The 11,320-nt window shown below is 50.9% G+C and carries 12 protein-coding genes and 1 other RNA gene; 9 read left to right on the plus strand and 4 right to left on the minus strand.

The genetic code is table 11. From position 1 onward, the window contains the following. Position 1 precedes the first annotated feature (1 nt). From MPL1_RS05380 to radA, 5 genes are all read left to right on the plus strand, one after another. Complete coding sequence (locus MPL1_RS05380) at positions 2–922, plus strand: hypothetical protein (RefSeq protein ID WP_009726110.1); 921 nt, start codon at positions 2–4, stop codon at positions 920–922. A 40-nt stretch (positions 923–962) separates the two neighbouring features. Continuing rightward, positions 963–1,511 (plus strand): 50S ribosomal protein L9, encoded by a 549-nt coding sequence (gene rplI, locus MPL1_RS05385; protein ID WP_009726111.1) that lies wholly within the window; start codon positions 963–965, stop codon positions 1,509–1,511. Between the two features lie 116 nt (positions 1,512–1,627). Further along, a complete protein-coding gene (gene dnaB / locus MPL1_RS05390; RefSeq protein WP_009726112.1) occupies positions 1,628–3,034 on the plus strand; it encodes a replicative DNA helicase in 1,407 nt (468 codons plus the stop codon). After that, entirely contained in the window at positions 3,034–4,119 is a 1,086-nt protein-coding gene (gene alr / locus MPL1_RS05395) for an alanine racemase (RefSeq protein WP_009726113.1), read from the plus strand. Before dnaB ends, alr begins: the two co-directional genes overlap by 1 nt. Then, on the plus strand, positions 4,106–5,500 hold the full coding sequence (gene radA, locus MPL1_RS05400) for a DNA repair protein RadA (RefSeq protein WP_009726114.1): 1,395 nt from the start codon (positions 4,106–4,108) through the stop codon (positions 5,498–5,500). The genes alr and radA overlap by 14 nt, the downstream gene beginning before the upstream one ends. A gap of 1 nt (position 5,501) precedes the next feature. Here radA and MPL1_RS05405 read toward each other — a convergent pair whose 3' ends face one another. Beyond that, positions 5,502–5,882, minus strand: a complete 381-nt coding sequence (locus MPL1_RS05405) for a PilZ domain-containing protein (protein WP_009726115.1) — start codon at positions 5,880–5,882, stop codon at positions 5,502–5,504. Positions 5,883–5,944: 62 nt separating this feature from the next. On the opposite strand from MPL1_RS05405, the gene hemJ reads away from it, so the two are divergent. Next, positions 5,945–6,370 carry a protoporphyrinogen oxidase HemJ gene (gene hemJ, locus MPL1_RS05410; protein WP_009726116.1) on the plus strand — a complete coding sequence of 142 codons (426 nt, stop codon included), beginning with the start codon at positions 5,945–5,947 and terminating at the stop codon, positions 6,368–6,370. Positions 6,371–6,424: 54 nt separating this feature from the next. Here the strand turns inward: hemJ and MPL1_RS05415 are convergent, their stop codons facing one another. The 3 genes from MPL1_RS05415 to MPL1_RS05425 are packed head-to-tail and all read right to left on the minus strand — an operon-like array spanning position 6,425 to position 9,263. Then, entirely contained in the window at positions 6,425–7,006 is a 582-nt protein-coding gene (locus MPL1_RS05415) for a BON domain-containing protein (protein WP_009726117.1), read from the minus strand. Positions 7,007–7,026: 20 nt separating this feature from the next. After that, positions 7,027–7,383: a YraN family protein gene (locus MPL1_RS05420; protein ID WP_009726118.1), complete on the minus strand. Its 357-nt coding sequence runs from the start codon at positions 7,381–7,383 to the stop codon at positions 7,027–7,029. Next, the gene (locus MPL1_RS05425; RefSeq protein WP_009726119.1) at positions 7,380–9,263 is read right to left on the minus strand and encodes a penicillin-binding protein activator; all 1,884 of its coding nucleotides are present in this window, start codon (positions 9,261–9,263) and stop codon (positions 7,380–7,382) included. The genes MPL1_RS05420 and MPL1_RS05425 overlap by 4 nt, the downstream gene beginning before the upstream one ends. A 65-nt stretch (positions 9,264–9,328) precedes the next feature. Here MPL1_RS05425 and rsmI point away from each other — a divergent pair, with 65 nt between their 5' ends. The 3 genes from rsmI (at position 9,329) to mraZ (ending at position 11,314) form a co-directional block, all read left to right on the plus strand. Continuing rightward, the gene (gene rsmI, locus MPL1_RS05430; RefSeq protein WP_009726120.1) at positions 9,329–10,177 is read left to right on the plus strand and encodes a 16S rRNA (cytidine(1402)-2'-O)-methyltransferase; all 849 of its coding nucleotides are present in this window, start codon (positions 9,329–9,331) and stop codon (positions 10,175–10,177) included. Between the two features lie 24 nt (positions 10,178–10,201). Then, positions 10,202–10,560, plus strand: an RNA gene (gene rnpB, locus MPL1_RS13230) — RNase P RNA component class A. A 301-nt stretch (positions 10,561–10,861) separates the two neighbouring features. Next, positions 10,862–11,314 carry a division/cell wall cluster transcriptional repressor MraZ gene (mraZ, locus tag MPL1_RS05435; RefSeq protein ID WP_040576907.1) on the plus strand — a complete coding sequence of 151 codons (453 nt, stop codon included), beginning with the start codon at positions 10,862–10,864 and terminating at the stop codon, positions 11,312–11,314. Positions 11,315–11,320 lie beyond the last annotated feature (6 nt).

An 11,320-nucleotide genomic window follows, 5' to 3' on the forward strand; every position in this document is an offset into this window, starting at 1 on the left:
AATGCTGCGCTCAATGGCCGGTTTTGCGATGAAGGGATTATGGCAGTCCGCCTTTGTGGTGGCGCTGTTGTCCCTCGGTGCTTTGTTATTGCCGCCACTGTCATACCTCGCTTCAGGGGTTATCGTGCTGGCGACATTGAGAATCGGTCCGGTAGAGGGTGCAAAAGTACTCGCTGCCGCATTGCTGGTCGCTATTATTGCGGCAAGTTTGATACTGGGGCAGTACAGCCTGGCATTAATCATGTTTGTGACCAGTTGGTTGCCTGTTTATGGCATCACGCTGGTACTGGGCTACAGTCGCTCCATGACGCTCAGTCTTCTCGCTTCAGCGGGGTTGGGCATTGCAGTGGTGCTGGCAATACATCTGTTCATAGCAGAACCAGCGGCATGGTGGTTTGGCATGCTGACGCCGCTGATGGAACTGTTGCAAGGCACAGATGGCTGGCAACTGGATCAGGCTCAGACGCAAGCGCTGTTTTCTGAAATCGCAAAACTGATGACCGGGCTGATGGCAGCGGCTGTAATGCTCAATGTGGTCATTGGTTTACTGATTGGTCGGGCATGGCAGGCGTCACTGTATGATCCGGGCGCCTTTGGTAATGAGTTTTGCCAGATTCGTCTCGGCAAACCAGCGGCCTTGCTGACAACAGCGTTGTTATTGCTGACATTACTGAGTCTGCCGGCTGGCCTGCAGTTTATCGTCGACTGTCTGCCGGTGATGCTGGTTGTGTTTGCCCTGCAGGGTATTGCGATTGCGCATGCATTGGTCAGACAGCGCAACAAGTCAAAATTCTGGCTGATCGCGATGTATGTCATGCTGGTATTCATGCTGCCGCAAATGGTGTTATTGCTGGCGATGTTGGGTGTAATCGAACAATGGGTTAATTTCCGCAAACATTCTTCTGAGAATAATGCGGAGTAAATTTTAAGAGCAGCCACATGCTGCGAATGAGGGTAGAACGATGCAAGTAATTTTGCTGGAAAAAGTTCAAAAACTGGGCAATCTGGGCGAAGAAGTTTCTGTAAAATCAGGATTCGGTCGCAACTATCTGGTGCCTAAAGGCAAGGCACTGCCTGCAACCAAGCGTAACCGCGAAGTGTTTGAATCACGTCGCGCCGAGCTTGAAGCGGCAGCGGCTAAACTGCTGACAGAAGCAGAAGCTCGCAAGACTAAACTGCTTGCGGCGGGTGATGTTAATATCATGGCTAATGCTGGCGTTGAAGGTAAACTGTTTGGCTCAGTCACTGCTGCTGACATCGCTGACGCATTGAATGCGGCTGGCGCTGATGTTGACCGCAACGAAGTGCGTCTGCCAACGGGTGCACTGCGTCATACTGGCGAGTACAAAATTGACATTCAACTACATGCTGATGTGGTAGTTGCAGTCAATGTTAACGTCACATCAGAAGCAGAACTGCAAGCGCGTGCAGAAGCTGAAGAAGCCAGAAAAGCTCGTGAAGCTGCTCTGGAAGAAGCTGAAGCGATTGCCAAGGCGCAAGAGCAAGAATAAGTATGCCTCAGGACGGGCGAGCAACTCGCCCGTCCTGTCTTTTTGTCCAACGCCTCTGAATGATTGTTGTTCAGGGATTGGATGTTGAGTGAATTGCAAGCATTCAGGTGACTGCTGTGGAAGAGATCAACTATTCCGACCCATATCCGGATAATGATACGCAGGCCCTGAAAGTACCCCCAAACTCCATCGAAGCCGAGCAATCTGTGCTGGGCGGTTTAATGCTCGACAACAGTGCTTGGGAACAAGTCGCTGATATTCTGGTTGAGCAGGATTTCTACAGACACGATCATCAACTTATTTTCCGTGCTATCCGGACTTTGCTGGATCAAGCGCAACCGGTTGATGTAATCACCCTGGCCGAGTGGCATGACAAGCACGGTGAACTGGATAAAGTCGGTGAGCTGGCCTATCTGGGTCATCTGGCTGGCAATACGCCCAGTGCTGCAAACATTGCCGCCTACGCATCCATCGTGCGTGAGCGCTCTATCCTGCGTCAGCTGATTCAGGTCGGTAACAGTATCTCGAATATGGCGTTCAAGCCGGAAGGGCTGTCGACCGAGGATATGCTGGATAAGGCTGAACGACACGTTTTTGAGATCGCAGAAAAAGGTGCTCGACGTGGCGGTGGTTTCATCCAGGTCAAAGATGTTTTAACCAAGGTCGTGGATCGTATTGACACGCTGTTTGAACAAGACAGTGCCATCACGGGTTTGCCAACTGGCTTTATCGATTTTGATGATCAAACGTCAGGGCTGCAGCCGGCCGACTTGATCATTGTGGCGGGTCGCCCATCCATGGGTAAAACCACCTTTGCCATGAATCTTGCCGAAAATGCAGCCATACACAGCAAGCAGCCGGTGGCCGTATTCAGTATGGAAATGCCGGCTGACTCACTGGCGATGCGGATGCTGTCCTCACTTGGTCGAATTGATCAGCATCGTCTAAGGACAGGTCGTCTCAACGATGACGACTGGCCAAGACTGACTTCAGCGATTGCCTTGCTGAATGATGCACCACTATTTATTGACGACACGCCCGCATTGTCACCGACCGAATTACGGGCGCGTGCACGTCGGCTCAAACGCGAGCACGGCCTGAGTCTGATTGTGATCGACTACCTGCAATTGATGCAGGGCTCTGGCAAGTCAACCGAGAATCGTGCGACAGAAATTTCAGAAATTTCACGCTCACTCAAAGCGCTTGCCAAAGAGCTTGAAGTACCCGTCATTGCGCTGTCGCAGCTCAATCGAAGTCTTGAACAGCGTCCCAATAAACGTCCGGTGATGTCAGATTTGCGTGAGTCCGGTGCGATTGAGCAGGATGCTGACTTAATTGTGTTTATCTATCGCGATGAAGTCTACAACGAAGATTCTGCCGATAAAGGCAAGGCTGAAATCATTATCGGCAAGCAACGTAACGGTCCGATAGGCACAGTTGCACTGACCTTCCAGGGCAAATACACACGTTTTGAAAATTTTGCACCCAGTTATTACGACGAATACGCTGATTCCAACGAGTGATGAACTACCCGTTAGCCTCCATTGACACCGCTGCACTGCAACATAATCTGCAGCAAGCCAGACGATTTGCTCCAAATAGTCGAATCATGTCCGTTATCAAGGCCAATGGTTATGGTCACGGTTTGCTGCCGATAGCAAACGCGCTGCTGGAGACGGATGCCTATGCCGTGGCCAGGCTGGATGAGGCGGTGCTGCTTCGTCAGGGGGGTATTAACCACGCAATTGTGGTGCTGGAGGGGATGCATACCCGCGAGCAGTTTCAGTGCGCAATTGATCAACAGATCACGCCGGTATTGCACTTAGCCGAGCATGTCGAATTGCTGTTGAAATGTAATGGACAGGTTCCCTTTTGCTGGTTAATGCTGGAAACCGGCATGCACCGGCTTGGCATGCCAGCTGAAGCGTTGCGATTGGCAAAACAACAGTTGAATAGTGCCGGATATACCGACCAACAATTGGGTCTGATGAGCCATTTTGCCAATTCCGACTTGTTGGACGATAGTCGCAATAGTGCCCAGATTTCTGTGATGCGTCAGCTGGTCACAGAAACTGGTTTATCAGCTTGCATGGCCAACTCGGCAGCGATCATCAGTTTGCCAGATGCTCATTATCAATGGGTGCGCCCTGGACTGATGTTGTATGGCGTTTCTCCATTTAACGAGCAATCTGCCAAAGACCTTGGTTTGAAACCGGTCATGCAACTGCGCTCGACACTGATTGCCACGCAATTACTCAAACCGGGCGATCAGGTTGGCTATGGTGGTGAGTGGACAGCCACCAAAGCGACGCGTATGGGCGTTGTCAGTTGTGGTTATGGTGACGGCTATCACCGGCATTTGAGCAACCGCGGTAATGTGATCATTCGGGACCGACTGCTGCCGGTCATTGGCCGGGTTTCGATGGATACCATTTGCATAGATCTTGAGCATTGCCCGGCAGCCATGCCAGGTGATGAAGTGTTGTTGTGGGGGAGCACACAATTACCGGTTGAGCAGGTGGCAATGAGTGCCGGGACGATAGCCTATGAACTGCTGTCGGTGCTGACACAACGAGTGCATAGGGATTATTGCGATGGCCAAAGCTAAACGTATTTATGTCTGCAAGGAATGTGGCGCACAGACGCCCCAATGGGCGGGACGTTGTAGTGATTGCGGTGCCTGGAACAGTCTGGAAGAACAGTTATTGACGGCAAGCACTGCCAGCGCACAGGCGACGGTGAGTCGACATTCGGGCTATGCCGGAGAACAAAAAAATGAAGTGCTGCCACTTCAGGCTGTGACTTCTGAACAGGCAGTGCGTTGGACCACAGGCTTACCCGAACTCGACCGGGTACTGGGCGGAGGGCTGGTCACGGGATCGGTCGTGCTGATTGGTGGCGATCCGGGCATCGGTAAATCAACCTTGTTGTTGCAGGCAATGGCCTCAATGGCGGCCAGTAGTGGCTTGAGTCCACTTTATGTCAGTGGTGAAGAATCCTTACAGCAAATTCGCCTGCGAGCTGAGCGATTACAACTGGAACAATCGCCTGTGGATCTCTTGGCAGAGACACATGCCGAGCAAATGATTGCAACAGCCAGGCAGCGTCAACCTCAGGTTATGGTGATTGACTCCATTCAGACCGTGTTTACAGAACTATTGCAATCCGCACCGGGCACCGTTGCGCAGGTGCGTGAGAGTGCCGCCCAGTTGGTACGCTTTGCCAAATCTACCGGTACCACCATGATTCTGGTCGGTCATGTCACCAAGCAGGGTGCTTTGGCTGGACCGAGAGTACTGGAGCACATGGTCGATACAGTGCTTTATTTTGAAGGTGATACGTCAACACGATTTCGTATATTAAGGGCAGTGAAGAATCGTTTTGGCGCAGTGAACGAGCTGGGTGTGTTTGGCATGACCGAGCTCGGGCTGAAAGAAGTCAGTAACCCGTCAGCTATTTTTCTGTCGCGCGGCGAGAAGGCGGTTCCCGGCAGTGTGGTCACCGTCGTTCGCGAGGGTAGCCGACCACTTCTGGTCGAAGTTCAAGCGTTGGTAGACGATAGTCCGCTTGGCAACCCAAGGCGGGTGTCAGTTGGTCTTGAGCAAAATCGTTTGGCAATGTTGCTGGCAATCCTGCATCGTCATGGTGGCATTACCTGTCACGATCAGGATGTGTTTATTAATGTCGTGGGCGGCGTCAAACTCAGTGAAACAGGGGCTGATCTGGCGGTGTTGGCGGCGGTGCTCTCCAGCCTGCGTAACAAGGCTTTACCAAGAGACTGGGTATTATTTGGTGAAGTTGGGCTTACCGGCGAAATCAGGCCGGTTCAAGGTGGCGAAGAACGTGTTCGTGATGCGGGGAAGCACGGTTTTAGTCATGCGGTAGTTGCGGCTGCCAATGCGCCAAGAAAGCCGATCAGCGGCATTAAAGTAATTGCTGTACAGCATTTGGCAGAGGCGATTGAGGCGCTGCAAAACGCCTGGCATTAATCTAGCCTTGATGTTGTTCGATGAGGTGAGACAGTTCTCGTTGTAACAGCCCAGAGTCTCCCAGATTGAGTTCCATCAACCGCTTTAGATGACTGATGCTGTCCAGATCAATTAACTGGCAGTGAAAGCCAAGCGTATCCGGATCAATATGTGCGACTTCTGCATCCATGCTGATACAGAGTTCCCCCTGATTGAGCACAACATCGATCTGATAGAGATCGCCTACCTGGCCTGCCCATTCCGGTGGTTTTTCTGTCAGCAAACCGTTCAGCGATAAATCCTTTACACGGCAACTCAGTTGCTGTGTTGGCTGCGTCAGAGTCGCTTCCGCCCGGAACGGCACGCGGCTGAAATGTCTTCGATCTGAACTGTTATCACTCATAAATCAGGCTTCCAGACAATACAATTTGATATTATCACCGATTGCCTTGGAGAGTCATTTCTATGTTGTGGGTCAAAGCCTTTCACTTGATATTCGTGGTGACCTGGTTTGCCGCCTTGTTCTATCTGCCCAGGTTATTTGTCTACCATGCCAGCTGTGAAGATGCCGCAGGCAATGCCAGATTCAAAGTAATGGAGCGAAAACTTTACCGCGGAATCATGACACCCAGTGCGGTGCTCACAGTGTTGTTTGGTGTTTGGCTGATGAGTTTTTATCAGGTGGAACAGCTGGCGGTGATGGGCTGGTTACATGCCAAGTTGTTGCTGGTGGCACTATTGTTGGGTTACCACGTCTGGTGCGGACGACTGGTAAAGCGATTCGCTAATGATCAGAATCGACATTCACATGTTTATTATCGTTGGTTTAACGAATTGCCTGTGCTGGTACTGATAGCGGTCGTCATTCTTGCGGTGGTCAAACCATTTTAGTCGGATGGTATGTCGTTCTGCCAGCATCAGTACCGGCAGAACGACAGGCTTTTATCATTCTGTGACGTATTCAAATACCTTGATCACTCGCTGGACACCTGAAGTGGTGCGAGCTACCCGAACAGCATCTTCTGCTTCGGCACGCGTCACCATACCCATCAGGTAAACAATGCCGCGTTCAGTGACTACCCGAACATGCAAAGGATCAACATTCTGATCGCCCGTCATTCTGGCTTTTACTTTTGATGTAATCCAGGCATCGCTGCTGCGTGAGGTCAAAGCACTTGGTGCTGCTATAGCCAATTCATTGCGAACTACACGCACTTTGGGGATATCCTTGATGATCGCCGTGACCTGCTGTTTGACTTCTTCAGTCGGCGTTTCACCTGTAATCAACACAACCCCGTTGAAGCTGTTGATACTGATATTGCTCTGTCTGTTTATTTCATCGTTATTGATGATCGCACTGCGACCGCGCAGGGTAATGTTTTGATCATCAATGATGCTGCCTGCTGTTCGACGATCGTAGGCCATGGCAACCGCCGTTGTTGCACCCGTAGCTACAACAGGTACACAAGCCTGCTGGCTTGCCAGAACGGGTAACAACATCAGCCCGATTACACACAATTTTTTCATCTGATTGGTCCTCTATGACATCAGTTAATCTGAAAGGCATTCTTGAGCCATGACACTGGCTCGGTAACGTTGTCATGAAGCGTCACAACGTCAAAACGACATTCTGGAAGCTCCTGCCGTCGTTGTTGCAGGTAATGTCGGGCGGTCATGATGATTTTTTGTTGTTTACGCCAGTCGACACTTTCCAGGGCACTGCCAAAGGCGTCACTACGCCGATATCTTACCTCGATAAATACCAGACTGTTTTCGTGCTGCATGATAAGGTCGATCTCACCATTGCGGCAATGATAATTTTGACACACCAGCTTCAAGCCCTGTTTTTTCAGGAATTGAAGCGCTTTGGCCTCCTTGGCCGCACCAATGTCCCTGTTGCTCATTCGCTCGATATGGCCTCGATAGTTCCATCACGGAATGTTGCCCAGGGTGATTTACGGATAATCTGACCACTGCTGTTAATCGTTAAATCCCCACTGGCGCCGGAAAATGTCAGATCCGGTGAACGACTCATGCTATTCAATTCTGGAATGAGGCGGTAGGCATCAGCGCCCATTGCTGCCAGCCTGACGACATCACCAAAGTTACTGCCAGCCTGCTGTTTGACTGCCTGATAGGCCGGATCAGATTCTGCCAGTTGAGGAATAGCCCATCGAACATCGGGAATTTGCAGCCCGTTTAGATCGATATCACGTTGTGGTCGATTGTCACCGGTATAGGCATGCGAAGTGGAATACACAGGCAGAGTGCCAGAGCGATGAAATTGCAGCTGCGGCAATAACTGACCGGCTTTGTTGGCGCGTGCCACCATAAACAGAAAATCCACATCCTGACGGCGGCGGGGTTCAAACTCAACGCTAACTCCCAGTGTGCGGCGTAAGTCCTGAGCACGTTGACGACTGGCATTAAGACCGAACATGGGCACGATGGTATCGGCAAAATCATGTTCAGATTCAAGGTAGCGAGTATTGGTAATAACTACGCCGCCTTGTTGCTGCCAGGCTTGGGTAAATGCCTGAGCTACACGCTGCCCCCATTCGGAGTCCGGGCTTAAAATCATCGCTCGCTGGTAGTTTTGTGCTCTGGCACGTTGTGCTACTGCCACTGCTTCGTCTTCGGGGGCCAGTCCGAATTGAAACAGGTTTTCGACACGTTGATTGTGGCCAAGTCGATTCAAGGCGATGACGGGAACAGGCAAGTCACCAGACTCAGCAAGAATTTCAACAGATTGTCTGTCCAGCGGGCCTATTACGACACTGGCATTTCTGCCCACCGCCTCGCGATAACGCTGAATGACATTGCTTTGACCGGTTCGGTTGTCTGTGTGCACATCAAGAAAATGAAGCTGTCCTCGACCGCCCGCGGCAAAATGAGCCGCAATAATGCCTTGTTTGACGGCTTCTGCCGCTGCTGCCACCGGGCCGGATTGAGGCAGCAATACTGCGATATCCATGATCTGATCTGGCAGATAGGTACCAGCTGCTATCGCTTGTTCGTAGAGCTCGGGTGTGGCTGGATGATTTGGATAGGCTCGCTTCCAGTCTTCAATAGCAACTTCCATCGCTTCAGGGTTAGCCTGGTAGGCACGAATGGCAAAAGCGAGAGCAAACCAGCCACTATCAACGGCAGGCGGAACACCTGGATTGAACAAATCCAGCGCTTGAGGCGACAGTTCCATTAAGGCTTTCCAGATGTTCTGATGATTCTCTGGACGTTGTTCTTGTGGCAGCACTTCATCAAGTCTGATGTAGCTCAGTGCCTGCTCCAACCAGTTTTCGGTTGTGCCATAAGCCTGGGCTCTGATTTTCAGTACCTGGCGTTGTTGGGTGACCGAAGCCGCCCGTAGATCAAAATCACTGAGAAAGGCAATGGCATCACTGGGCGTGTCAGTATCCAAGGCCAGTTGTGCCCGAAGAATTTGAGCCTCACGTTGCTGAGCGTTGCTGAGTTGATTCAGTTTGACTTCATCAAGCGCTTGCTGGCTTGAATCGGATTCGCCGATACGCTGCAAGTTCACCGCAGCGCGCAGATAATATTGAGACTGCAGGGCACCGCTGGCGTCTTCTGCCATCGACAAATATTCGGCCGCAGCTTCAGCGTGTAACCCTTGACGTTCATAGTCGGAAATTTCAGTCTCAACAGGTGCGGCTGGTTGAGTTAACAGCGGTTGCATAGGCTGACAAGCCATCAAGGTCAGCATGGAAACAATCAGCAGCAGCTTGGAAGTGAGTCGAAACATGGTCTGACTTAACCTGATAAACATAAAGTCATCATCTTACCTGTTCGCGTATATTACGACCACAACCGCATCGCAATTCAGGAACAGTTATGTCAGAACAGCAACCCGGGGCACTTTATGTCGTGGCAACGCCCATCGGTAACTTGGCCGATTTGAGCATGCGCGCCATCGAAACTTTGCGGCAAGTTGATGTGATTGCCGCGGAAGACACCCGACACAGCCGATATCTACTGCAGCATCACGCTATTGATACCCCGTGCATTTCATTGCATGAGCATAACGAACAGCAGCGAAGTGAAGTACTGCTGCAACGCCTGTTAAAAGGTGAGTCAGTGGCACTGATCAGTGATGCCGGCACACCACTGATCAGTGATCCCGGTTATCGCTTGGTCAGTCTGTTGAAATCTCATGGCCTGAGCGTTGTTCCTATCCCCGGCGCCTGTGCCGTGATTGCTGCCTTGTCAGCATCTGGACTTCGATCTGACAGTTTTACCTTTGAAGGTTTTTTGCCAAGCAAGGCCAACGCATTACGCCAGCAGCTTGAGTCACTTCAGCATGAAACCAGGACAATGATTTTTTACGAAAGTCCCAAACGGGTGCTTGCCAGTTTGCAGATCATGGTTGAAGTGCTCGGCGAGCAACGACTGGCCTGTCTGGCTCGTGAGCTAACCAAATTACACGAAACCATCAGAACTGCATCGCTGGTTGAATTGAGAGACTGGGTTCAGCGAGACTTGCATCAGCAAAAAGGTGAAATTGTGTTGCTGGTGGAAGGAGCCCAAGAAAGCCAGCGTGCTGACAAGCAGGAAATTGACCGGGTGTTGCAACTACTGATTGCGGAATTGCCGGTAAAAAAAGCCGCCAGCCTCGCCAGCAGTTTACTGGGGATCAGTAAAAACGAGGCTTATCAGCAAGCGTTGAAACTTCAGCACAAATAAGCGCGTTAACGTAAAATAATTGACTGAGACGACCAGACAATCGCGCTAGCAATAGTGAGGAAAGTCCGGGCTCCATAGGGCAGGGTGCCAGGTAATACCTGGGAGGCGTGAGCCTACGGCCAGTGCAACAGAAAGTATACCGCCTGCAATGCTGGTCATTGCCGGTAAGGGTGAAATGGTGCGGTAAGAGCGCACCGCGCTGCTGGTAACAGCAGTGGCAGGGTAAACCCCACTCGGAGCAAGACCAAATAGAGGAACGATTGCCTTGTGCATGACATGCGGCCCGCATGGTTCCTGGGTAGGTTGCAAGAGGCAGATGGTGACATCTGTCCCAGATGAATGATTGTCCACGACAGAACCCGGCTTATCGGTCGTCTCATTTTTTTAGAACAACTTCACACATGCAAAAAATTACTTTTGCTGCCCCCCCCAAATTTTTTTTACCTGGCCTCGCTTAGCTAGAATTTACTTTAACTTCCAAGCCCACTTTTTTGATTACAGAAGTAGTCCTTCAAATGCGTCTGATCCACTTTCTCCCCACTTTTGTAAAAGTGCGCTAAGTCATTGTCAGAAAAAGAGGATTTTGTGTATTTTCCTGCTTGACAGTCCCTTATAGCACTCCTATAGTGTCGCTAAGTGGGAAAAAGTGGATCTTTGTGGATCCTTCAACTTTGGGGACTGGTCGTGTTTCGAGGCGTCGCAACTTTCAATCTGGATGCAAAAGGACGGATGGCAATCCCCACCCGTTTCCGCAAGCATCTGGACGTCAGTTGCGAAGGCCGTCTGGTCATCACCATCGATCACTCCGATCACTGCCTGCAAGTGTATCCAATGCCTGAATGGGAAGCTGTTGAGCAAAAACTCACTGCTCTGCCCAGCCTGAATCCCCAAGTTCGACGTTTGAAACGAATGTTGCTGGGCTACGCAACTGAGTGTGAGATGGATAGCCATGGTCGAGTTTTATTGCCTGCCAAACTTCGTGAGTTTGCGGGTCTGGATAAAAACGTCGTGATGATCGGCCAGGGTAATAAGTTTGAGTTGTGGGATGAACAGACCTGGAATGAATTGATGGAAGCCTGTCTGCAAGAAGATTTCGACGGCATCGTTCCAGCTGAGCTTGAAAGCTTGTCCATATAGGGCGGA

The sequence above is a fragment of the Methylophaga lonarensis MPL genome, assembly GCF_000349205.1.
GTDB classification, from domain to species: Bacteria; Pseudomonadota; Gammaproteobacteria; order Nitrosococcales; family Methylophagaceae; genus Methylophaga; species Methylophaga lonarensis.